Origin of the sequence: Flavobacterium sp. (assembly GCF_035299245.1) — a bacterium.
Lineage (GTDB): Bacteria > Bacteroidota > Bacteroidia > Flavobacteriales > Flavobacteriaceae > Flavobacterium.
On the sequence record NZ_DATGWY010000022.1, the window covers coordinates 229,750 to 255,257 of the forward strand.

13 protein-coding genes are annotated in these 25,508 nt (G+C 35.4%); 12 read left to right on the top strand and 1 reads right to left on the bottom strand.

Annotated features, from left to right (window positions below; translation table 11 throughout):
• Positions 1-10 precede the first annotated feature (10 nt).
• The 9 genes from VK161_RS14695 to VK161_RS14735 all read left to right on the top strand — a co-directional run bounded on the left by VK161_RS14695 (position 11) and on the right by VK161_RS14735 (position 18,613).
• On the top strand, positions 11-3,184 hold the full coding sequence (locus tag VK161_RS14695) for a baseplate J/gp47 family protein (protein ID WP_324215548.1): 3,174 nt from the start codon (positions 11-13) through the stop codon (positions 3,182-3,184).
• Positions 3,172-5,925, top strand: coding sequence for a hypothetical protein (locus VK161_RS14700; protein WP_324215549.1), 2,754 nt, complete (start codon positions 3,172-3,174; stop codon positions 5,923-5,925). The genes VK161_RS14695 and VK161_RS14700 overlap by 13 nt, the downstream gene beginning before the upstream one ends.
• A gap of 12 nt (positions 5,926-5,937) precedes the next feature.
• Positions 5,938-8,634 carry a hypothetical protein gene (locus VK161_RS14705; protein WP_324215550.1) on the top strand — a complete coding sequence of 899 codons (2,697 nt, stop codon included), beginning with the start codon at positions 5,938-5,940 and terminating at the stop codon, positions 8,632-8,634.
• 210 nt (positions 8,635-8,844) lie between these two features.
• Positions 8,845-10,428 (top strand): contractile injection system tape measure protein, encoded by a 1,584-nt coding sequence (locus VK161_RS14710; RefSeq protein ID WP_324215551.1) that lies wholly within the window; start codon positions 8,845-8,847, stop codon positions 10,426-10,428.
• Positions 10,429-10,440: 12 nt separating this feature from the next.
• Positions 10,441-12,003 carry an eCIS core domain-containing protein gene (locus VK161_RS14715; protein ID WP_324215552.1) on the top strand — a complete coding sequence of 521 codons (1,563 nt, stop codon included), beginning with the start codon at positions 10,441-10,443 and terminating at the stop codon, positions 12,001-12,003.
• Positions 12,004-12,038: 35 nt separating this feature from the next.
• Positions 12,039-15,737, top strand: a complete 3,699-nt coding sequence (locus tag VK161_RS14720; protein WP_324215553.1) for a DUF4157 domain-containing protein — start codon at positions 12,039-12,041, stop codon at positions 15,735-15,737.
• 19 nt (positions 15,738-15,756) lie between these two features.
• Positions 15,757-16,725 (top strand): tetratricopeptide repeat protein, encoded by a 969-nt coding sequence (locus VK161_RS14725; protein WP_324215554.1) that lies wholly within the window; start codon positions 15,757-15,759, stop codon positions 16,723-16,725.
• A gap of 1 nt (position 16,726) precedes the next feature.
• Positions 16,727-17,293, top strand: a complete 567-nt coding sequence (locus tag VK161_RS14730; RefSeq protein ID WP_324215555.1) for a hypothetical protein — start codon at positions 16,727-16,729, stop codon at positions 17,291-17,293.
• A gap of 15 nt (positions 17,294-17,308) precedes the next feature.
• Positions 17,309-18,613, top strand: coding sequence for an ATP-binding protein (locus VK161_RS14735; RefSeq protein WP_324215556.1), 1,305 nt, complete (start codon positions 17,309-17,311; stop codon positions 18,611-18,613).
• Between the two features lie 161 nt (positions 18,614-18,774).
• On the opposite strand, the gene VK161_RS14740 is transcribed toward VK161_RS14735, so the two are convergent.
• A complete protein-coding gene (locus VK161_RS14740; RefSeq protein ID WP_324215557.1) occupies positions 18,775-21,579 on the bottom strand; it encodes a M16 family metallopeptidase in 2,805 nt (934 codons plus the stop codon).
• 155 nt (positions 21,580-21,734) lie between these two features.
• On the opposite strand from VK161_RS14740, the gene VK161_RS14745 reads away from it, so the two are divergent.
• From VK161_RS14745 to pruA, 3 genes are all read left to right on the top strand, one after another.
• Positions 21,735-22,985 (top strand): DUF5103 domain-containing protein, encoded by a 1,251-nt coding sequence (locus VK161_RS14745; RefSeq protein ID WP_324215558.1) that lies wholly within the window; start codon positions 21,735-21,737, stop codon positions 22,983-22,985.
• Between the two features lie 67 nt (positions 22,986-23,052).
• Positions 23,053-23,439 (top strand): Co2+/Mg2+ efflux protein ApaG, encoded by a 387-nt coding sequence (apaG, locus tag VK161_RS14750; RefSeq protein ID WP_324215559.1) that lies wholly within the window; start codon positions 23,053-23,055, stop codon positions 23,437-23,439.
• Between the two features lie 370 nt (positions 23,440-23,809).
• Positions 23,810-25,435 carry an L-glutamate gamma-semialdehyde dehydrogenase gene (gene pruA / locus VK161_RS14755; RefSeq protein ID WP_324215560.1) on the top strand — a complete coding sequence of 542 codons (1,626 nt, stop codon included), beginning with the start codon at positions 23,810-23,812 and terminating at the stop codon, positions 25,433-25,435.
• Positions 25,436-25,508 lie beyond the last annotated feature (73 nt).

Below are 25,508 nucleotides of genomic sequence, written 5' to 3' on the forward strand. Positions count from 1 at the left end.
ATTGTAACAAATGAGTAATTGCAGTACTATAGTAAGTGTTTTAACATCCAACGGCAGCGATCAAAAGCAGCGGTACATCAGTGCGTTACAACCTGAGAATACCAAACTTAATGATTTTGAGATAACCGATTGGATTTTATTTGCTCATAATTTCTCACAATACGTAAACTATTACGAAACATCAAACCCTGAAACTCCTGCTGGTGATTGGAAAGCTTTTTTTGATTTTTTTGAATTGAACGAAAAAAACCCGACGGTTGATGATCAATTAAAATTAGACCGAATCAAAAAGGATTTAGTTGATTTGATTGAAGAAAGCAAAACAGAAAACGAAATAACACCTCACTTAACGTTATTCATCACCTTTTTAATGTTGTTGGAAAACAGCAAAAAAAGATACAATGACTTAACGCGACGACACCTTGATTTTTACTATAATCAAATTTTAAAAATTGATAAATTACCTGCCACACCTGATAAAGTATATATGATTTTTGAGTTAGCTAAAAATGCAACTCAGGAAAAAATAGAGGCAAAAACAGGTTTTGATGGCGGAAAAGATGCAACTGGGAAAACACGAACTTATTATTCTAACGATGAACTCATAGCCAACAAAACTACCGTTACATCCTTAAAAAACGTATACAACGATGTGACTGGAAAAAAAATAGTAGCCAGTCCGATTGCGAATTCGTATGATGGATTAGGAAAAGCATTTCCTGACGAAAACACCCAATGGTGGCCTTTTGGTTACACCAACGACTCCAGTTTTCCAACTGAATTACCCAACGCAACTCTGGGTTTCGCCATTGCTTCACCTATCTTATCATTAGCTGAAGGAAAACGCAGTGTAGAAATGAGTTTCACTTTTGATAAAAACATATCAATTCTAACTCCAGACATTATAAAAGATTGCTTGAGCATTCAATTGACATCGGCAAAAAAATGGGTTGATGTAGCTGAAATTGCAACATCAATAGCAGTATCAGGTGGAAGTTATGCTACATCGGTGAGCGGAAAAACAATGAAAATAGCTTTTCAATTGGACGAAAATGTAGATGCGATAACTGGCTATAATTCTAAAATATACGGAGAAGAATTTTCAACTGAATTACCTGTTGCCAAATTCTATTTAGACACTTCTACATCTAATGGATACGATGCCTACAAATCATTAGCCGAAAACAAATTAGTGAGCATTACCATCAAAGTCGATGTGCAAAACATACAAAATGCAGTTTTGGAAAACGACAACGGAACGCTTAATGCCGCAAAACCATTTTTCCCATTTTCAACTCAACCTGTTGTAGGTTCGAACTTCTACATCAAGTACAATGAATTGTTTGCTAAGCACTGGAACTCGATTAATATAGATGTTCTTTGGAAAAATACCCCTTCCAATTTTGTTGAGCATTACAAAGCCTACAAATCAACCTCAATTGACACTATCAGCGTAAATAAATTTAAGGATAGTGTGGTGGTAAAAAACGGAACTACTTTTAATAGTGTCGGCGGAATTGTTACTTCTAACGACTATTTCAAATATAAGTTATCCATTCTATCCAACAACACTTGGCAAAATTATGGCTCAGTGACTAACCTGTTTTCAAGTAGCAATCCTTTCAAAACTAATTTTACCGTTAACAATTCCAATTTCATTACAGAAAAAAACGGTCAACTAAAATTAACATTATCTTCTTCTTTTCTACACAATTTGTACAGCAAAACCTATGCGTTAGCACTTTCTAGTGAAGATAAAAATGTAGTAATTCCAAATGAACCTTATACACCTCTGGTTGAGAGTTTAACACTGAGTTATTCGGCATCCGAAACCACAAATTTTGTGGCATCTGGATTGAAATCTATAGAAGAAATTTACACCGAAAACGAAGCTCAATTGTTTCATATTCATCCTTTTGGTTATTCTGAAGAACACAGTTTTTTAAAATCCAATTTGGAGTATGTAACCGATACCAATTCCTATTTAATTCCAACCTATTGCAAAGGCGGAGAACTCTTCATCGGTTTAGAAAACGTACAAGAACTACAACAAATCACTTTACTTTTTCAAGTATTGGAAGGCAGCGAAAACCCTTTGACTCCTTCATTTACAGGAAAACAAAAAATAGAATGGTCGGTTTTAGGAAATAACGAATGGCGCATTTTAGAATATTCTGACATCTTATTGAACGAAACCGACAATTTATTGCAATCGGGAATCTTGAAATTCAATTTACCCAAAGAAGCAACTCAAACCAATACTCGCCTACCGAAAAATTACATTTGGCTAAAAGCAAAAATGCACAAAAAATACGATGTGGTTTGCAAAATAACCGGAATCCATGCGCAAGCTGTTTTAGCCACTTTCGAAAATAATTCGAATGATTTATCGCATTTAAAAACCGGAATTGAAGCGCAAACCATTTCCAAATTGGTTCAAAGACTGAGCAATGTCAAATCAGTTACACAACCGTACAATAGTTTTGGTTACAAAGGCGAAGAATCGAGTCAGGATTATTACAGAAGAATTAGCGAACGCCTTCGTCACAAAAACAGAGCAGTAACTATGTGGGATTACGAGCACATTATTTTACAAGAATTCCCAGAATTGTACAAAGTAAAATGCCTCAATCACACATCTGAAAACTCGTACCAATCACCAGGAAATGTCACAATTGTGGTGATTCCGGACACGGTAAACAAAAATGTTTTTGACATCTACCAACCGCGAGTAAGCACGGCAACACTCAACAAAGTAAAAGAACATATTGATCAACTAAACTCCATGCACGTAACCACTTTTGTAATCAATCCGAATTACGAGGAAGTAACCGTTGATTTAAAAGTAAAATTCAAATCGGGTTACGATGAAAACTTTTATTCGCAAGAACTCAATACTGATATTACCAAATTTTTATCGCCTTGGGCTTTTGATAAAAGTATTCCCATCACATTTGGAGTAAGCATTCACAGCAGTTCACTGATTAATTATTTAGAAAAATTAGGCTATGTTGATTACCTGCAAGATGTAAAACTGCTTAAAAACGGTTCGTTGACCGACAAAGAAGCGGTTCCATCCGACCCAAAATCAATTTTAGTATCGGCTAAAAGTCATTTTATAAGTACCGATATCAAAGAATGTAGTGTTAAATCTATTGAACCCAAAGAAGAATGTCAACTGTAAACCAACACATCAGCATCCCAAAAAACATCAGTTCTAATGATGATATGAACTTTGATTTCCTTAGAAAAAAAGGAATCGAATACATTGAATCGTTGGGAAGTCAATTTTGGACTGACTACAACACTCATGATCCAGGTATTACTATTTTGGAAGTGCTTTGTTATGCGATTACCGACTTGGGAATGCGCATCAACTTGCCTATCGAAGATTTACTAAGCAATACTTCGAGCCCAATTGATGAACAGTTTTTTACAGCTGCTGAAATTTTACCTACACAGTCGGTTACTACTCTTGATTACCGAAAACTCATCATCGATATTGATCCAAAAAGCATCAAAAATTGCTGGTTACAAAAAGCCACCAAAACACTGTATGTAAATTGCAAAGAAGGAAAAATTTCACTCAAAAAAGAAGACTTTATTGACACCTTAGACGCCTTCATCAAAGAAACTGAAATCAAAGGCTATTATAACATTTTGGTTGATTTTGATGTAGAAAATGACGCTGAAAAAGAGGTGTTAAAAAATAAAATTATTGCCAAATTCCACGAACATCGAAATCTGTGCGAAGACTTGCTAGAAGTAAAAGAAGTTGAAATTCAACCGGTAGCCGTTTGCGCATTGATTGAAATTGACCCTGAAGCCGACGAAGAATACGTTCACGCACTCATCACTTTAGAACTCGAAAAATACTTATCACCAACGATTAAGTATTACTCATTGGCTGAAATGTTTGAAAAAGGATACACAAGTGATCAAATTTTTGAAGGTCCGTTTTTGGATAATGGTTTCATCGATACTACTGAACTCAAAGATTCCTCTTTACGAACCGAAGTACGTCTTTCAGACATCATGCAAATCATAATGAATGTGGAAGGCGTTACCGTCATCAAAGACATAGCTCTCAATAATTGTGAAGCGATAGAATCAGAAGGAAGTGTGTGGAATTTGTGCATTCCGACCAATAAAAAACCAACACTTTGTCATAAAAGCACGTTGAATTTCAGCAAAGGGATTTTACCTGTTACCGTAAACAAAATCAAAGCAAAAAAATACTTAGCCGACTTAAAAGAAGATTTGGCGTATTCGCAAAAAAAAGCCGCGGAGAACAGAGAAATTAAAATTCCGATGGGCAAAGTAACCGAATCGGATTCGTACACTAGCATTACCAACAATTTTACAGAAAATTATGGTATTGGAGAAATCGGTTTAACCGAATCTGCCAGCCCAGAACGCAAAGCCAAAGCCAAACAACTCAAAGGATATTTATTGTTTTTTGATCAGATTTTGGCGAGTTACTTCAAACATTTGAGCAACGTAAAAGAATTGCTTTCCATCAACAACGAATTACCCAGTACTTATTTCACACAAGTAATTACTGATATGACTGGTTTTGATGAAATTGCCAACGACAAGTATCTGGAATCGTCTCAAGAAGAGCTCGACGAAGCACTTTTTAGTCATTTAGATGCTACCATCAAAAGACAAAACCAAATAAAAGATCATCTTATTGCACGATTTGCCGAACGATTTGCGGAATATGCGTTCTTAATGAAATCGCTTTACGGTTCATCATCAGACGAAATTGTACTGCAAAATAAATCCGTTTTTTTAACCAATTACGACACCATTAGTAGCCAACGTGCGAGCGGTTTTAATTATTACAAACAACCGGTTGCTAATTTGTGGAACACATTCAATGTTACTGGTTTGGAAAACAGAATTGCGGGTTTATTGGGAATCAAAGGCGATACAAATCCGCTTACAGGCAAACGCGGAATCAAAAGAAAAAACCTATCTAATTTGTTTGTTCAGATTTATGATCCGAGTCCGGCCACATTGCCCAATCTTTTCCGCTGGAGAATCCGAAACAGCGTCAATCAAATTATACTTACCGCTACCGAAGATTATCCAAATCAATCAACTGCCATGGAAGAAATGTATTTTGCGATTTTGAAAATTTACGAAACCAGCGAAAAAGAAATCGAACATGCATTTGATCAACTTATTGAAAACAGAGACAATGGCATTGCTTTTCAAGATACCGTAATGGACACATTTGAAGTAATTGAATCGGATACGCATAAATATTCATTTCACATCATTAATCCAGAATTTGTTAATGAGATTAGCAATCCCGATAGGATTATTGCACGCCAATACAAACTCTATCTGACTTTAGAAGAAGTCAAAGAAGCGATATTGAGCTTACTAAAATTCTTCAAAGAAGAGTTCAGCGATGAAGGAATTTTTCTAGTAGAACACCTTCTTTTGGTTCCCAATCCCGATGAAGTAATTGATGAAACCTATTATATGCCTATTTGTGTAGACGATTGTTCGGAAGATTGCTGTATACCCAATCCTTACTCGTTTAAAATCAGCGTGGTTTTACCCGGTTACACCTATCGTTTTGCCGATGTTGATTTTAGAAACTACGCTGAAGATGTGATTCGACAAGAAATTCCATCACATATTTTAGGAAAAATCTGCTGGATTGGTTACCGAAAAGACCATATCATTCCAACTGGAAAAAACAATGATTTAATGGATTTTGAGCGTGATTTTAAGAAATTTTTATTGGATAAAACCAAAAATAAGCAAGATGCATTACCACAATTCATTACATCATTAACTCAATTAAATTCTATTTATCCAACGGGTACACTCTACAATTGTGTTGATGAAGAAGAAAACATCTCAGGAAAAATAGTTTTAGGAAGAACAAATTTAGGAACATTATAAAAATACAAGGTCATGGCAACAAAACTTACCACCATTACAGGACACTATCATAGTTACGTAGAAGATCAGGTGTTAACTCACTATCAGCTCAACGAGACTATTGATTACTTTGATGACCAAAATAGATTGCAAAACGTGTATCTAACAGGAACCGGAATTGCTTGCGGATTTCAAGTTTCTACCAATGCCGATTACGATACTGTGACTATAACTCAAGGAACCGGAATTACAACCGACGGCGACTTGATCAAACTCAAAAAGGAAACCAACAAACCGTTGGCTACAGCGCTCAAACAAAAGCTGTTTTCCATCGATTTCCCAAAAATTGATTACAAATCGTACAAACTATTTGACAACGATAAAGCCAACTATGCTCATTTTCTAAATAATAGTAATGAAATGCTTACTATGTGGGAATTGTTGCCCGAAAAAACCGCTGGAACTCCTTTGGATAGTGGCGAATCTTTATTGACCGATTTTGATAATTTAAAAGAGCATGTGGTTCTTTTGTACCTCGAACATTACACTAAAGATGCTTCTTTGTGCGATGAAATTGATTGTTCTAATAAAGGTGGAGAGGAAATTTTCAATCTCAGAGTTTTAGTTGTTAGTCAAGAAATTGCCGATGTTATCATTGGAAAAAATGACAACCCAGAAAGAGATAAGTTGTTCAACAAATACGATGTTTTTGAACAGTACAGCTCATTGGAAGAATTAGGTGTTAAAAAAGTGGTTCCTACTTTCAATTCTACTTCTACCGAAACTCAAATCAGACAACTTTTTAATACTGTAGTGAATGACGCCACTTTCAGAGCCGATTTAATAACCAATTTAACGACACTTTTGTCGACGTTTGGTTACGACACCGATCTTTTGGCCATTACCAACCGTATCAATTTACTCTTTACCATCAATCCTGCTAGCATTCCAAATGAAATTCATTATCGCTATGATTTATTGAAAGATGTAGTAGCTACCTATAAAGAATTGAAAGATGCTTTCATCCAATTGAAATCAGAATGCAACCCGCCAATTGACTCATTTCCAAAACACTTACTATTGGGTTTAGTCGAAGACAGCAACCGATTCATAGCGTACAGACATCAATTTTATAAAGCTCCGATTTTAGACCAACAAAATAAAACCTTCAACCATTTTGAAAGTTTGGTACGAAGACTCCGAATCATTTTGGATAATTTTCAGGTAACGGCTTCTCAAATTAAAATTACGCCTTCAAAAGCATTGGGAAAATTAGGATCAAAATCAGTTCCTTACTATTACAATGTGACCGACAATTTATTACATGCCTGGGATTTTGAAAAAAGTAATCTCTATGTTCATCCTACCAATTTTAGTTATCATATTGATAATTTAGTGGATAATGATTACATCAAAACACCACTGAACTATTGTACTGATGACTATGATTTTTACCGAATTGAAGGTTATTTGAATGATAGTGTTGATGATGTAAAAAACCATCTGAATTCTAAACGCATCGAACACGGATTGGATTTTGACTATTACATTATGGATATTGTTGAAAATGCAGCCGACTTAAAAATCATGTTCAATACCAATTATGGATTTGAACATAAAGCGGGTGTAAAAAAAGGAGGAACATTACTTTTGCTAAAATTAGGAGCAACGTTCATCACCGATTTTGCCATCGACGGAAAAATAAATCCTGACAGCGGATTAGGATGTTGTACAATCACTGAATGTCTTTATCCATGGATCAGCTCGTTGAAATACATCAACAATTTATCACGAAGCTTAAAAGGAACTCAAAGCAATATAAAAGCGATGCCTACTCATTACATATTAAACGTGAGAAAGTACAGCATCAACGGAGTGAACTTGATTTCGAGTCCAGTAATTGTTAGAATTCCATTGGCAGATGTATTTTTGAGAAGACTTCATGTGGTAATGGAAACGTTGAATAATCAATTTCCAACCGGACTTTTATTTGATTTTATTGAAGAAGAGAAAAAACTCAAAATCATGAAATTGGATAAAGATAAGTTTGAATTTGAAGTACAAGACATTACTCTTAAAAATACGAGTCCAGTTTATAAATTTACTGAAACTGGTGTTACTAGAAACGGAAAAACATACCGTGCCGCTGGAATAACATGCTCAATAATTAATGCTCATAATCAAGACGTGTATAGAAAAATACACAGTAATTACGATCCTATAAATAAAGACGATGACAACTTTGGACGTTTTGATGAAGATTGGAGAAAATGGGAAACACTTAGAAAACGATTAATAAATCACGAAATTACATCGGGTTTCCAACGATTCATTACACAATTCAGTCATTTCAACAGTATTCCTAGTACAGTTCCAAATAAAACGGTTGGACAAGAACTTCAGGAAATTGCAGATGCCTTGCTAGCAGCAGACAGCAGACTCACCGATGTGTATGTTGGAGGCGATTGGACCAACGGAAACTGGGTAAACAGTACAATGTACAATTATTACAATGCCAACATCAACAATACTAATGACGATGTGGTGCTTTTTATTAAACTTCGAAAAAAATTACACAACGAAGATCGAATCAGTAAATACATGATTCACATTAATAATAATGTTACTATCAACATCAATCAACTGGCTGGTGTGATTAGTTTGTATTCTAAAAAAGCGGAGTTTTATTTTCAGAAACCTGTAGAAGGTAATTTCATTAAGATACCTTAATAAAATGTAAAAGCTCCAGACCAAAATAAGCTAGCAAGTCTGGAGCTTTTAAGGGGCGAAAACCATTGAGACCAAATGAAAGAGACGAGATTTAAAAGATACATCACTGTACCACACGACGCAAACACAAGAAAACAACAGAACACAAACCCAGTATTCCCACACGGGACATACCAAAGATAGTAAAAAAAATAATACCTCCAAATAAAAATGACAAAAAATAAACATAGTATTCAAAAAGTTTTTTTAGAAATAGACACCCACTCTATGCAGATGGCTAATTCTATAAAAAACAACATGGCTATGTTTATAAAAAACGAGTTGGTTCCTATTTTAGAAAAGCAATTTAACTTGATTGAAAACACTGATGATCAAATAATTCAAATTGAAAAATTAGAACTCTCCATTCAAATTAATGCAGAAAAAAATACCTCAATTTTCTCCAATAGTAGTACAAAAATCGAGTTCAAAAATCAGATTGAAAAAGAGATCGATAAAACAATAAATGAATTGAAAAGTAATTCAATTTCATCAGAAGAAAACAGCATTATTTTTAACACTATTTCATCCGAAGAAAAACAAATCAAAACGCTTCTCTATTTTATGGAATATGGAGCAATGCCATGGTGGATTGGAAAAAATGACGAGTTCAATAATCTTGAAAAAATCAATACAATCGAACTACAAAAACTGAATTTCAAAAACTCATTTCGAAAATTAATTCAACAGAGAAAGATACAAGAAAGAGTCATCAATCAATTTTCAAATACCACTTTAGCAGTTGTAATAGCAAGTCTTTCAAAAACAGTCATTAATGAGGAAAAAATAGCAAAAAATAGCTTGTTAAAATTGATTAATAACCAATCATTCGAATATAAAAAATCTTTTTGGCAAGCCATTTTTGAATTGTTGAATGAAGGCAAATCAATTTCCATCGTTCAATTGTATCATCGCTATTCCTCTCTTTTTCAATCCAGTAAAATAACCTTTCCCGTTTTTATTCAAAACTTAAAATCATTAGTACTGATTGATTTAGACGAAGACGAATGTTTTGCAACCTACAAAAATCAACTTATCCAAAAAAAATCAGAGGAAAAATCAAGAATAAAGTCGAGAGAAAACGATGATGAAAAACAGTTAGATTTTGAAATAAAAGAGCCTAATTCAAACTTTAAAGAAGACCAAAATTTAATTGAATTAACAAGTACTTCTTCTCAAACGGAATCAAATCAGCAAAATTTCTCCGATGAAATCAATACGAATTCTGAAGCAAGCAGTTATAATTTCAACGAAAATCAATACAAATCAATCTATGTCGAAAATGCAGGTTTAATTATTCTTCATCCCTTTCTAAAACAATTGCTTAAAAGTTGTGATCTTCTGAGTGAGAATAACATCATTGTAAACAAAGAATTGGCCGCTCATATTTTACATTATGCAGCTACAAAAAGGGAAAATGACTTTGAACACACCATGCTTTTTGAGAAATTCTTATGCGGAATTCCACTATTACAATCCATCAAAAGAGAAATCAAGATAGAAGAAAAACACAAACAAAATGTAGAAGAAATGCTGCTAGCAGTTGTACAACATTGGTCTGTTTTAAAAAATACTTCCATTGATGTTTTAAGAAGTGAGTTTTTGCAAAGAGAAGGCAAATTAGACTGTAGCGAATCCAATCCAAAATTAACGATTGAACGAAAAACACAAGATCTTTTATTAGAAAAAATTCCGTGGAACATCAACATAGTTAAAATCCCATGGATGGAAAAATTAATGTATACCCAATGGTAAAAAATAAAGCGTATGAGAGCATTCGAACAACGTAAAAAAAACACCTCAAGTAGTTCTAATTCCAGTTTCTTTAGCCCAAAAATTCAAAAGAAACTAAAAACAGGAACTCCCGGCGATCAATTTGAGGTAGAAGCCGATAAAGTGGCCGATAAAGTGGTGAACAACAATTCATCAGGCGCTCTTTTGCAATCAAAATCGGAAGAAGAAGTACAACAAAAACCGATTTCCGAAACTATTTCTTCCGTTCAAAGTAAAGAAATGAAAGAAGAAGAACCAGTACAAAAAAAATCAGACGAAAAAGAGGAAAAAGTTCAGAAAAAAGAAGAAGAAAAAGAGCCGATTCAGAAAAAGGAAAAAGAAGAAGAAAAAGGGCCGATTCAGAAAAAGGAAAAAGAGGAAGAAAAACCAGTTCAAAAGAAAGAGGAAAAAAAGGAAGAAGAACCAGTTCAGAAGAAAGAAGAAAAAGAAGAACCGATTCAAGCCAAATGCGCCGACTGTGAAAAAGAGGAAAAGGTTCAGAAAAAAGAGGTGAAAGAGGAGGAAAAGCCTGTTCAAAAGAAAGAAGAAAATTCAAATAAAGAATCTCAAGAAAATGAGTTAGAAGGAAAATTAAACAGTTCCAAAGGTGGAGGTAAAGGTTTAGACAAGAAAACCAAGAATGAAATGGAATCAGGTTTTGGTGCCGATTTCAGCGATGTAAAAGTCCATACAGATAGCAATGCCGTTCAAATGAGCCAAGAGTTAGGTGCTCAGGCATTTACCAATGGTAATGATGTCTACTTCAATAAAGGCAAATACAACCCCAATTCTAAAGAAGGAAAACATTTGTTGGCTCACGAATTAACGCATACTATTCAGCAAAATGGAGCCAAACAGAAATCGGGAATGGTACAGAAATCTACGGTTGGAAATGACTATGAAAATGGTTCAGAAAATTTGGAAGCACCTCGTTTTCAGGGAAATTCAATATTAGAACAAGTTCATGACAACCAAAGATTAGTTGGGAATGGTCAAAGCGGTCCTTGTGTTTCAAAAATTCAGGCAGGACTCGAAGATTTGGGCTTTACACTTCCACAATATGGTGCCGATGGGGTTTTTGGAAACGAAACCAAGCAAGCTGTGTTGGATTTTCAGGACACTTATGATCTAGCCTATGATGGCATTGTTGGAGGCGAAACTATGGGTCTTTTAGATGATATTCATGCAGGAAAACAAGGTGGTGGAGGTAAAAAAGACAAGAAAAAGCCGAAAAAATGTTCTAAGAAAAAGCCCGTAGTGGTCAAAAGCGGGACATTTCCTAGTCAGATGTCTACAAAATTCTTTACCGAAAGCGGTTGTAAAAACGACATTATAATCAAATCACGAGATCTGCACGACAATAGCGATGTAGGAGGCTGTAATGCTTTTGAGATAGTTGTTGACGGCATCAATAGAGGTACAGTAAACCCAAAATTTGGCAAAGACACAACAACAGTAGTATCAATACCTGGGATTAGTATTGGCATGCACGAAATAACATTGACAGTTCCAAGTTATTGTAATGCAATAATTAAAGCGACTATTTCTGTGTTTTAACTTTAATCAAATTTTCTATATTTTATCCAATAACAATGAGTGCGTTTTCAAAAAACCCAAACCCTTCCCATTCTTCACCCTCAATTTCGAGTAAAAATGAGGATTTTTTTGGTGTACAAGCAAAACTCAACATCGGAAAATCAAATGATAAATACGAAGCCGAAGCCGATAGCGTTGCCGACAAAATAATTTCTAATACACCAAAAAACACCCCTGAATCATTCTTTAGTCCTTCTCCTTTAATTCAAAAAAGAGCCAATGAAATTCAAAAACAGGAAGAGACTGAAAATGTTGTTCAAGAAAAATCATTAGCCGAAAACATCACTCCTGTTGTTCAGTTAAAAACTGAAAAAGAAGAAACCATTCAAAATAAAACCGAAGTAATTACTCCAGAAAAAAATAATTCGGCAGAAAAAACCGTAGCTGCAAAACCATTGATTCAACAGAAGAAAACCGAAGAGGAGGTACAAACCAATGAAGAAGAAGAAATTCAAGGAAAAGAAGAGGAAAAAGAACTTCAAATGAGCGCAGGTGCCGATGCCAATCCTTCTGACACTTCTAATTTGGAAAGTAACTTAAACAGTAGCAAAGGCGGTGGATCTTCTTTATCTGGATCAGTAAAAAACGAAATGGAATCCGGATTTGGTGCCGATTTCAGTAACGTTAAAATTCACAACGATTCAAATGCTGTTCAAATGAATAAAGAGTTAGGTTCACAAGCATTTGCAAGTGGAAATGACATTTATTTCAATGAAGGAAAATACAATCCAAATTCAAAAGACGGGAAACATCTATTGGCCCACGAATTAACACATACGGTTCAACAAGGCGCAAGTACGGTTCAGCCCAAAATGATTCAGAAAACAGAAACTCCCACACCAACTGTTGCGGCACCAACACCTAGTAGTGAGTATGTTAATCCAGATCGAAAAGGATCCATCAATACAACTTCAAAAATAGTCACCATACCTAATTTAAAAGTTCCTTCCTTTAAAGCAACTTTTGGTCCATCCTCGCGATTTGTAATCCCAAAAGGAGGATTTCCAAGAAACGACAATCATATTCCAGCATGGGAAACAGCGGCTATGAGTGGTAGTGCTTTTACATCGCGTTTTACAGACTATGCTGCTTCACAAAACGCACCCAACCTACGTTTTAATGGTGAACAAATATTTTATCTCAGTTTGAAAGGCGGAACAGGGAGAAGAGCCGCGACTGGCCCTACCGCTGGAGATGCAGGTGTGATTTTCGGAAGTATCGACGCTATAAAAAGAAGAGCTTCAAGACCATATTGGACAGCAAACGGCGAATTTAAACCTCATGATGTAGATCATAAACAAGAAATACAGCTGGGTGGAGGCGAAGTTGACACTAATAATATGTGGATGTTGGAATCTTCTGCAAACCGATCTTCAGGATCCAATATTAACATTAAGAAGAATCAGACCATTGAAGAATTACTTTCTTTAGGTCGTAGCAGTTTAATAGATCCTCCCGAAAGTGCAGATGCCGTTAAGGAAAATTACGAAATCGTAGTAGAAAACGGAGTAATAGCCGATCGATCAATTGAAGTTGCCGGTGATCCAAATGTAAATTGGGATCTGGAACAAATTAAACAAGGTCAACACTTAGCAGGATTAAAATTCTTAACGGAAGCAGAAGTTGATGCAGCAGGATTAAGAGGCAGCCCAGATGAATTAATTTTTTATACTAATTTAACTGGTGGTCTTCCTATTAAGGTTCCTTGGGATGAACAATCAAGAACTGCAGGTAGAAAAGATGGACTCAGTATACGGTTAGGAAAGAGAGGCGGAGCTGGTTTAGTAGTAAATACAATTATTTACAATTCAACATCGGGTGATGGTAATTTTGGTGGTTCGGGATCAATAATTTGTACCGCATTTCCTGGATCTACAGGTATGATCAGAGAAAAAACCAATTTAGCTTTTACCATCAGACCTATGGCGGGAGTTTCCTATGGAGGATACATCGAACCAAGTTCTGTTTTACAGGCTTGCCTCCATGCTCTTGAATTCAAGCACATGAGTCCAATAACACTTAATCAGGCTAGTTTAGATGACGACATCGGCTTAAGTGCAACAGGTACAATTGCACCAACTGTTCCTTTAATTGGAAACGCGAATATTGAAGTTGTAATTGATGAAACGGGTGCACGAATCAGAAAATTATTTCAAAAAAGCGATTTCAATTTCCCTGCACCTTTTGAAATCACTAATACTTCATTGGAAGTTTTTGCAGGAACATCTGGATTTGGATTAACAGGAGAAATGAATTTCAAAATCCAAAGTGTCGGAGATGGATTCTTACGCGGAAGCGTCACAACCGAGAGTGGTTTTGCCTTAGCAGGTGGTTTCAATTTTGATTCACAATTGTTTGATCCAGCATCAATTGAAGTAAGCTATGCCAATGAAATATTTACTATTGGAGGAACTGTAGGTATTCCGGAAGGAAAAGTAAGAGGAGTAAAAAGAGCAACCATTACTGCCAGTTACAGTGAAAATACATTTTCTGCTTCTGGTGACGCAGAGTTAGATATTCCAGGAATTCAACGTGGAAATATGCAGGCAACTTACAGCAATGAAGGATTTTCGATTGGTGGTGAATTTCAATTGCGTAATGATATTCCTGGAATAAGAGGTGGCACTGTTTCTGCTACCGTTTCAAAACAAAATGGAGATGAAGGATATAATGTAAGAGTATCTGGAACTGCACAACCAAATATTCCCGGAATCAACTCTTCACTAACAGTAACTTATGATAATGGAGCCTTGACATTAGCGGGTTCAGCCGATTACACTAGAGGAATGTTGAGTGGCTCAGTAAATGTTGGGGCAACAAATAGAACTATTGGTGAAGATGGGCAACCAACAGGCGAGCCAGATGATACAATGAGAGTGTACGGCGGAGGAACACTGACTCTTCAGTTAACGCCTTGGTTGGCTGCAACAGCAGGAGTTAAATTTCTTCCAAATGGCGAGATGGAAGTAACCGCCAGATTAGCAACAGATACATATGATGTATTCCCTCGTAAACAATTTGATCGAAATTTATTTACTGTACCAACTATCGAAATTCCACTATTTGCAATTCCTCTCGGGCCTCGAAGCCTCGGATTAGTAGCACAAGCAAGTGGTGGGTTAGATTTTACTGCTGGATTCGGACCGGGTCAATTGCGAAATTTATCTGCAGAAATTACCTATAATCCAGAGCATGAAGAAGAAACTACAGTTGCCGGACATGGTGAATTTGTAATTCCTGCCGATGCTGGACTGACACTTCGTGGTGATTTAGGTTTGGGATTAAGTATTGGTATAGCGAGTTTGTCGGGTGGAATAGAATTGGCTGGAACATTAGGCCTTGAAGGTGAAGCTGGCGCTTCAGTTGATGTAAATTGGAGCCCTCAAACAGGATTAACATTAGATGCCGAAGGTCATATCACCGTAAACCCAAAATTCACTTTTGATGTCAATGCCTTTGCTCGTGCCAGTCTAGGAATTGGATGGTTCTCTATTTCTGAAACTTGGCGACATAATCTAGCCTCTTTCAGTTGGGGACCCGATATTCAGTTCGGACTAATATTCCCAATTCATTATCAAGAAGGTGAACCTTTTGATATTTCGTTTGATGACCTTGAAGTCATATACCCTGAATTGGATGTGATTGACATGGCTAAAAACCTAGCTTCTGATATTAAAGATGATATTTTTGATTAACTATAAATGTAATTTTATTATGACTGCAGATATAAAAAAAATAAACAACCAAGGTGTAATAAACTTCTTGAATAAGGATTACGAAAAGGCTAAAATAGACTATTTAAAAGTTCTGACTATAGATTCTAATAATGCTACTACATTAAATAATTTAGGTCTTCTGTACCTTCAAGAGGAAAAATTTAAAGAAGCTGAATACGTTTTTCAAAAAGCTTATAATCAAAATAATAATGCCACTTATGCACTTAATCTTGGGCATAGTTTAGTATATCAAAATAGGTATTCAGATGCAGAAAAATATTATAAAATCAGCCTTACTATAGACAAAGAAAACTCTGTAACATGGAAAAGCCTAATTTCATTATATGAATTCACTAATCAGATAGACAAAGCAATTGAAGCACTATCTACTGTAGTGAGTCAAGTAAGCATAGATGTGTCTTTTAAGATTCAGTTAGCAAAAAATTTCATTCAAAAAGAGTGGTATCAAGATGCATTAAATGTGCTTTCATTGGCCAGTCAACAACAAAAAATGGAGCATGAAGTTTGGTATTATACTGCTTATATCCATTTTAAAAATCGTAACTTTGATTTGGCGAGGCAAGCTATTGAAACCAGCATTGAGCATCACAATACGTGGGAAAATTCGCTAGAACTTGCTGGCGCTATAAGCATGACATACAATGATTTACAAATGTCATTGAACTATTGGAATGAAGTAATAAAGAATAATCCTAAAAATTTCAATGTGAGAATCAATAAAGCGGTCGTTTTATTAGGAAATGAAAAAGAAAACGAAGCAACTACAGAACTTGAATATGTTTTAGAGAATGATGCAAACAATCTAAAGGCAATTTATTATCTCGGTAGTATTTATATACAAAAAGAGACTACTAAACAAAAAGGAATCGATCTTTTATCAGGGTTATCTCAATCAAAAAATCCCTTTTCTGCAAAAGCAAAGAAGCTATTAACTCAAATTAAATAAAATGGAAAACAGGAATTTATTTGATGAAATCATCAAAACGAGTGATATCCATTTCAGAAAAATTAAAATTGGTGATGATATCAGTGAAGTACTAAAAATTGAAGGTACGCCTACTGAAGAAAAACGGTACAATAATCCTTTTTTGAGTTATTTCTATGAAATTGGTGAAATGGAAGAAATTTTGGTATACTATAATTTCTTAGAAAGTTCAAATAAAGTAACCGAAATCAAGTTGTTTTTCATAAGCTATCCTGATTTTTACTGGAAAAAACAGGGAGGAACTGATTATATAGAGTTTACTTCAGAATTAGAGAATAATAAAATCCAAAAGTATTCTGAGGCTTTTCTCCAAACCTTAGATAAAATAATTGATCATTTTACAACTATTTTCGATCATTCCCCATCGATAAATACGACTGATGAAACATTCAATTTGCCCTATCAAAATTATAAATCATATGCTTGGACATTTAAAGAATTATACCGACTCTCTGTAGTTACTTATATAGACGATACCATCGATTTAAATGTCAAAAACACTATGATTATTTATTTAAGAAGTTATTAATTGATTCTTAGTAATATGAATTACATTTTAAACTACCTCAAAGCCCAATTCAACTTTCAACTTGACGCTCTTTTTCAGTCGGAAAACCCTACAGAAAAACCTGTATTTTCTCAACTTGATACGAATACTTTTGTGGGTGAATTCATCATTGAAAACCGTCTTTCTGAAACCGATGTTATAGTATTGGCTTTGGCTCTTGTTCCTCATGTAAAACCCGATTTTTTGAGTTCGATTATTGCCGAATACTTACCCAATGGTGGAGAATTACCCGAATTTGGCGGAATAAAAAGTAAAAACCATAGAGGTATTTTACCCACTGGCGAAACCGCTCAGTTCCTGATTGCAGGAAATGATCTTGATGCTCGAATTTCATTCTACACTTATCTTCACAATCACTCTTGGTTGTACCAAAAAGGAATTATTAGAATAGACGCTGTATCTTTTGGCGAACCTAAATTGAGTGGTTTACTCATTTTAGAAGAGGAATACATCGAAAAATTCATCACCGGAAAAATTTTAAAACCGCAACTCAGTAGTGTTTTTCCTGCTCAATTAATTGAAACTGATTTAGTATGGGACGATTTGGTGCTCAATTCAACTACCTTAAATCACATCAAAGAAATTGAGACGTGGTTAAAGTTCAATGACACTTTGCTTCACGACTGGAACATGAAATCTAAAATAAAACCCGGTTACAGAGTGATGTTTTATGGCGCACCCGGAACCGGAAAAACACTCACCGCTTCACTTCTTGGAAAATACACTAATAGAGACGTATACCGAATTGATTTGTCTATGGTGATTTCAAAATACATTGGTGAAACTGAAAAAAACCTATCCTCTCTTTTTGATAAAGCGGCCGACAAAGATTGGATTCTCTTTTTTGATGAAGCCGATGCCATATTTGGAAAAAGAACCAATGTTAGAGATGCTCACGACAAATACGCCAATCAAGAAGTTTCCTACCTGCTTCAACGCATTGAAAACCATCCAGGTTTGGTCATTTTAGCATCCAATTTTAAAACCAATATCGATACCGCTTTCACCCGAAGATTCCAATCGATTATCGAGTTTGAAGTTCCTTCTTTCAGTGAACGACTTCAGCTTTGGGAAAATAATTTGCCCAAAAACATCAGCATTGCCGAAGATGTTAACCTAAAAGAGCTTTCTAAAAAATACGAAATTACCGGAGCCAATATTGTCAACATCATTCAATATGCTTGTTTAAAAACCTTAGAACACAACAACAAGTCTATAAACCTAAATCATCTTCTTCAAGGCATAAAAAAAGAATACACCAAAGAAGGTAAAATGATGTAAAACCAATTATAATTGTGAATTAGTCCGTTGTTTTCTGGTGTAATGCCGATATAGCATGAAAATAGTCTAATTTTATTAGACTATATTGAATACATAATCGGTATAAACAAAAAAGTCTACCTTTTACAGTAGACTTTTTAATTTGAATTGTTTAAAAAAAATTATTCTGGCATCAAAATACCTATCGTTTTGTCTTTTGTTAGGTATTTTTTAGCTACTTCTTGAATTTCTTTGGCAGTAAGTGCATTTACTTTGTCTTCAAATTGTAACACATCTTCAACAGGAACTCCACTAACATAGGATTTTGTGAAATTACTCAACCAAAATTTATTCTCTTTACTTTCTTTTTTGAAATCTAGAATTTCTCCTTCTTTGAACTTGATAAGGTCTTTTTCTTGTGGACCTTCATCAATAATTTTTTGCAATTCATTCAATGCTGAAGCAGTCAATTTTTCGGCATTTTCTGGTCCGCATGGGAAACCAATAGTAAAATTATAAGCTCCATTTGGCACTTTGTTCATACTTCCTCTAGCAGAAACTCCGTATACTCCACTTTCATTCTCTCTCAATTCTTCCACCAATTTGATGGTCAATATTTCTCCTAATGCTTGAATTGCAAGAGCTTCTTTTGCCGAATAAGTGGCATCTCCATAATACATTATCGTCACACTACTTTTTGGATCCGAGCCTTTGTTTACTACTTTTTTTAAATCGCCTTTCAACATTCTGTAGCCTAAATCAATTGGTTGTTCTTTGGTTTGAGAAGACGGAATTGAAGCGATGTATTTAGCTGAAAAATCTTCCATTTGCTTGTCGTCTACGTTTCCAACAAAGAAGAACTCAAAATCTCCTGCATTAGCAAAACGCTCTTTGTATTTATTATAAGCCAATTCATAATCGGTAGCTGACCAAGCCTTTTCATCAGGGAAAATTCCATTGAAACGCGGATTGTCTTTCATCAAATAACCATAAAATTCTTGTTGGAAATACACACTTGGTTGCGACGATAAATTTTTGAAAAAAGCCGATTGTTTTTGTTTGTAACCTTCGAATGCTTCTTTGTCAAAATTCAAATCAGTCATGTAAGCATGCGTCATTTGAAATAAGTACTCTAAGTCTTTTGGAGTTGTGCTTCCTCTCAAACCTTCAGTTACATTACTAATATACGGATTCACATTGGCAATTTTACCCGACATGAATTTATCAATATCGTTTTTCTTCAAACCTGAAAAACCAGCTTCAGTCAATCCGCCATTAGCAAATTGTACTTTCTTCATGTCTTCGTTAGAATACAAATTAGAACCTCCAAAACTGATTCCTTCCATCAAAATTTCGTCGTTTTTGAAATCGGTTTTTTTGTAGGTTACTTTGGCTCCGTTGGAAAGTGTTAGAGTAGTAAATCCTAATTTTGCATTGGATTCTTTTTTCACAACCGAACCTTCTTTTATTTTGTTTTTCAACAAACTAGAAGCCACTTCTGTTTCTTTATAGGCAGTAACATCCGCATTTTTTAGATCCAAAGCTTGCAACACTTCGGCTTCAGAAACTTTCTTCAATCCTTCTTTTTCGGGTCCAGTCAATATGATTACTCTATTGTCATCTTTAACATAATTCTTGATTAAGTCATTGGTTTCTTTTAGAGTAACTGTTGGCAACATTTTTTTAGTAATATTAAATTCCCATTCAATTCCTGGTGCTGGAACGCCTTCTAAGAAATACGATTGGTACTCCGACACAAATCGCTCCGAATTGGTTTTGTCTTTTTCGTTGAATGATTGCTCGTAATTTGCCAAAACATCAGCTTTAGCACGATCTAATTCGCTTTGTGTAAATCCAAATTTCTTAGCTCTCTCATTTTCAGTAACCAATACTTTTAAGGCTTCCAATTGTTTATCCTCAGAAACCATCGCAAACGATTGATAGCCTTCTTTGGTTCGAGCAAAAGTTCCTCCATGATATGAAAATCCGTATACAAAGGGCGGATTCGGAGTGTTCGTTAACTCTTGCAAACGATTGTTAATCATAGTGGTAAACAAACCTTTTACTAAGTCGTTTCTGTAATCATTTACAGTCACTGTTTTTTTAGGCAAACCTGCATCTTTGTACAACAATTGAACTCCTGCATCCGAAGCTTCTTTGTCACTTTCGATGCAAATAAAAGTTTCTTTATGATTGGGAACATCAAACGATTTTCGTGGCTTTTCGTTCTTCGGATTTTGATACGTACTGAAATGATCTTTGATTTTTTGCTCCATCTGAGCCACATCAATATCACCAACTACTATCACGCTCATCAAATTTGGTCGGTACCAATCTTTGTAAAAAGCGGTCAATTTATCATAAGTGAAATTTTCTAGAATTTCTTTTTTTCCAATAGGTAATCGATTGGCATAATGTGAATTGTACATCATTTTAGGCATAAAACGATCCATCATTCGTTTGTCTGCGCCAAGACCTAATCGATATTCTTCCAAAACAACTCCACGCTCTTTGTCAATTTCTTCGGGTGTTAAGTTGGCATTGAAAGCCCAATCTTCAATAATCTGAAAACCTTTTTCTAACTTTTCAGCATCGTCTGAAGGTATGGGTAAAAAATATACGGTTTCATCAAAACTGGTGTAAGCATTCAAGTGTTGTCCAAATTTTACACCAATACTTTGCAAATAATCAACCAACTGATTTTTTGGAAAACGCTTGGTTCCATTGAAACACATGTGCTCCATAAAGTGAGCCAAACCTTGTTGTTGATCGGTTTCTAAAATTGAACCCGCATTGATGACCAAACGCAAATCAACTTTGTTTTCGGGTTTCGAATTTTTTCTAATGTAGTAGGTCAATCCGTTCTTTAATTTCCCTGTCTTAACATTGGGATCAAACGGAATAGCGTCGGTTCCTTTCAAATCTTGAGCCAGAATTGAAAAAGGAACAGAAAGCAAAAAGAGCAATAATGAGTTGATTTTTTTCATAAAATTAGTTTTAAGGTGGCATAAACATAAGTAATTAACTACAAAAAACTTATTTTATTATACTAACTTTAACGCTGTCTTAAAAAAAAGTTAGGGCACAATTTTTGTTCATACTATTTTAGTACATTTAACGTTTTGATAGTATTATTTATAGTATGAAAAATACACTACTCTCTTTTTGCATTATCCTTTTGAGTTTCTTTAGCTTTGCTCAAGCAGTTCAAGAAACGGTTCCTCCATTTCACATCAAAACGATTTCATTTGTTCAAGGCGGACAAAATGCCATTCCACTTTTTCGTTTAGGCGATCGTTTTGAACTACAATTTGACGATTTACACGGAGATGAAGAAGACTATTTCTACCAAATCACTCATTGTGATTACGATTGGAAGCCATCGCAATTGTCCAAAAATGAATACTTAATTGGTTTTGACGACCAGCGCATCATCAACTATACTAATTCATTCAATGCATTGCAAATTTATTCGCATTACAAATTAGCATTTCCCAATCAATTTACCCAATTGAAAGTCAGTGGCAATTACCTGATTACTATTTTAAACGACGACAGAGAAGTGGTTTTTTCACGAAAATTCATTCTGTTTGAAGACTTAGTTTCCGTTCCGATGCAAGTCAAAAGAGCACGAGATGTTAGGCAAGTTGAAAAAAAACACAACTTAGATTTCGCCATTAAATCGGCTTCAATTACCTTCCAAAGCCCACTACAAAACGTAAAAGTACTGTTGATGCAAAACGGTAAAATCAACCAAGGCATCACCAACATTAAACCGATGTACACTATTGGAAACGATTTAATTTACAAGTACGATACTGAAACTCAATTTTGGGGTGGAAACGAATACTTGTTTTTTGAAAATAAAAATATCATGGCCGCCAATAATAGTATAGGTCGTGTTGATTCTAAAGGCGGATTATACAACAGTTATTTATACACTAACAATGCAAGAGCCAACCAACCTTATACTTTTTGGCCCGATATCAATGGTAATTTTTTGGTCAACAATGTGAATGCAGAAAACCCCGAAATCGAATCCGATTATGCTTGGGTATATTTCAGCCTTTCGGCACCTACTTTCTATGCAGACAAAGACATTTACATAGTAGGAATGTTTAACAACTATGAGCTCACCGACGAAAACAAACTCGAATACAACAGTAAAAAAGGCATTTTCGAGAAAGCCTTAATGATCAAACAAGGTTTTACCAATTACCGTTACATCATTGCAGATAAGAACAAAAAAATAGACGAAGAAAATGCCATCGATGGTAATTTCTACCAAACCGAAAACAATTATTTTGCTATTGTCTACTATCGCGAAAACAATCAACGGTACGACAGAGTCATCGGAAAAGGAACCGCAAGTTCGTTAGACATAATTAATTAGTGTTAATTTATCATCAAAATAACACTGCTATTTTCATTAATTTTGTAACTTTACCAAAAGTTTCAGTATGGTTTCTCAGATTACAAGAGGCATAAAAATTTCTGTTAGTACTAGTTTTGAAGGCACTTACTTCAAAAACTACAAGATTCATTTTGCCTTTTCTTATGAAATCACCATCGAAAACCACAGTAAAGATTCGGTTCAACTCAACTCACGCCATTGGGAAATCTTCGACTCGCTCAACAATCTTGAAGTGGTTGATGGCGAAGGTGTAATCGGCAAAAAACCCGTTTTAAAACCAGGCGAATCCCACAAATACAGTTCGGGTTGTTTGCTTTCTTCTCCACACGGAGCCATGCGCGGTCATTTTAACATGATTAATTTCACGACCACCAAATCGTTCAAAGTAATTGTGCCTACGTTCAAATTGAACGCTCCTTTTGCATTGAATTAGAAGCCAATCCAGCTATTCATTCCAAGTTTTCTTGCCTCAAACTATTTTTGCACGCAAACAAAAGCTTCTGCTGTCGCTTTTTTTTGCTTCAAAAATTCGTTTTCACCTGCAAAAAGCTTTTCATTTCTATCTGGGCTAAGGCAATTGATTTCTTAACGAATTCTGTTAATTCTACCACTAATTCACAGATTAAAATATGATTTATTCTAAAAAAAATCTGTGAATCTGTGGCAAACAATTACAAAAGAAGTTTTGTGTCTGCAGTTGCAAAATTTTCAAAAAATCCTTTGTACTTTTGTAACGGTTTACATTATTCGCAAAAAAGCAAAATCTAAACATCTAAAAGTCTAATAATCTAACAGTCTATATTATGTTAAAAGGATTCTTCAACGTACCCAAAGCGGTCAACGAACCCGTAAAATCATACGCTCCCAATTCGCCCGAAAAAGCAGCCGTTTTAGCCGCTTATCAAAAAATGTGGAACGAAACAATTGATGTTCCATTGTACATTGGAAACGAAGAAATTCGCACCGGAAACACCAAAACCATGTCGGCACCACACGATCACCAACACATTGTTGGTACGTATCATTTGGCCGAAAAAGTACACGTAGAAAAAGCCATCGCTAACGCTATCGAATCGCGCACTGCTTGGGCTAATTTACCTTGGGAACAACGCGCTGCAATTTTCTTAAAAGCAGCCGAATTAATCGCCGGACCGTACAGAGCTCGCATCAATGCAGCCACTATGATTGCGCAATCCAAAACCATTCACCAAGCCGAAATCGATGCTTCGTGTGAGTTAATTGACTTTTTGCGCTATAATGTTGAATTCATGACGCAAATCTACCAAGACCAACCAACATCCGTTTCTGATGTGTGGAATCGTGTAGAATATCGTCCGTTAGAAGGATTTGTATATGCCATTACACCTTTTAACTTTACTGCAATTGCGGCCAATTTACCTGCAAGTGCAGCTTTAATGGGAAATACAGTAGTATGGAAACCAAGCGATAGTCAAGTATTTTCGGCTAAAATCATCATTGATGTTTTCAAAGAAGCAGGTTTACCCAATGGTGTAATCAATGTGGTTTTTGGCGATCCCATCATGATTACGGATACGGTTTTGGCGAGCACCGATTTTGCTGGAGTTCACTATACAGGTTCGACTTTCGTTTTCAAAGAAATCTGGAAAAAAATTGGTACTAATATCCACAATTACAAAACGTATCCAAGAATCGTCGGCGAAACCGGAGGGAAAGATTTCATCATTGCGCATCCAAGTGCTAATGTAAAACAAGTCGTAACCGGAATCACTCGTGGTGCTTTTGAATTCCAAGGTCAAAAATGTTCCGCAGCTTCACGTATTTACATTCCGCAAAGTTTATGGCCAGCCGTAAAAGAGCAATTGATTACCGATGTAAAATCAATGAAAATGGGTTCGCCCGAAGATTTCAGTAACTTCATTACTGCGGTAATTCATGAAGGTTCTTTTGACAAATTAGCATCGTACATCGATCAAGCTAAAAAAGACGCAGATGCCGAAATCATTGTAGGTGGAAATTACGACAAGTCAAAAGGATATTTCATCGAACCAACTGTAATTGTTACCACCAATCCAAAATATTCAACCATGGAAACTGAACTTTTTGGTCCAGTAGCCACTGTATACGTTTACGAAGATGCCAAATGGAATGAAACGTTGAAATTGGTTGATTCCACTTCAGAATATGCATTAACTGGAGCTGTTTTCAGTCAAGATCGATACGCTATCAGCGAAGCCACTGTGGCGTTACAAAACTCGGCCGGAAACTTCTACATCAACGACAAACCCACTGGAGCTGTAGTCGGAATGCAGCCGTTTGGTGGAGCAAGAGCATCAGGAACCAATGACAAAGCAGGTTCTGCACAAAACTTATTGCGTTGGGTTTCTCCGAGAACCATCAAAGAAACCTTTGTTACGCCAGAAGATTATCGCTATCCGTTTTTAGGTTAACATTCAAATAAAATTAAAAAAAGTCCAAATTTCAACGTTTGGACTTTTTTATTGGCTTGATTATTAATTTTTT

Bases quoted from the DNA above. Each gene is read 5' to 3' on its own strand.
- VK161_RS14695 (WP_324215548.1), top strand. From the start codon at position 11: ATGAGTAATTGCAGTACTATAGTAAGTGTTTTAACATCCAACGGCAGC.
- VK161_RS14700 (WP_324215549.1), top strand. From the start codon at position 3,172: ATGTCAACTGTAAACCAACACATCAGCATCCCAAAAAACATCAGTTCT.
- VK161_RS14705 (WP_324215550.1), top strand. From the start codon at position 5,938: ATGGCAACAAAACTTACCACCATTACAGGACACTATCATAGTTACGTA.
- VK161_RS14710 (WP_324215551.1), top strand. From the start codon at position 8,845: ATGACAAAAAATAAACATAGTATTCAAAAAGTTTTTTTAGAAATAGAC.
- VK161_RS14715 (WP_324215552.1), top strand. From the start codon at position 10,441: ATGAGAGCATTCGAACAACGTAAAAAAAACACCTCAAGTAGTTCTAAT.
- VK161_RS14720 (WP_324215553.1), top strand. From the start codon at position 12,039: ATGAGTGCGTTTTCAAAAAACCCAAACCCTTCCCATTCTTCACCCTCA.
- VK161_RS14725 (WP_324215554.1), top strand. From the start codon at position 15,757: ATGACTGCAGATATAAAAAAAATAAACAACCAAGGTGTAATAAACTTC.
- VK161_RS14730 (WP_324215555.1), top strand. From the start codon at position 16,727: ATGGAAAACAGGAATTTATTTGATGAAATCATCAAAACGAGTGATATC.
- VK161_RS14735 (WP_324215556.1), top strand. From the start codon at position 17,309: ATGAATTACATTTTAAACTACCTCAAAGCCCAATTCAACTTTCAACTT.
- VK161_RS14740 (WP_324215557.1), bottom strand. From the start codon at position 21,579: ATGAAAAAAATCAACTCATTATTGCTCTTTTTGCTTTCTGTTCCTTTT.
- VK161_RS14745 (WP_324215558.1), top strand. From the start codon at position 21,735: ATGAAAAATACACTACTCTCTTTTTGCATTATCCTTTTGAGTTTCTTT.
- apaG (WP_324215559.1), top strand. From the start codon at position 23,053: ATGGTTTCTCAGATTACAAGAGGCATAAAAATTTCTGTTAGTACTAGT.
- pruA (WP_324215560.1), top strand. From the start codon at position 23,810: ATGTTAAAAGGATTCTTCAACGTACCCAAAGCGGTCAACGAACCCGTA.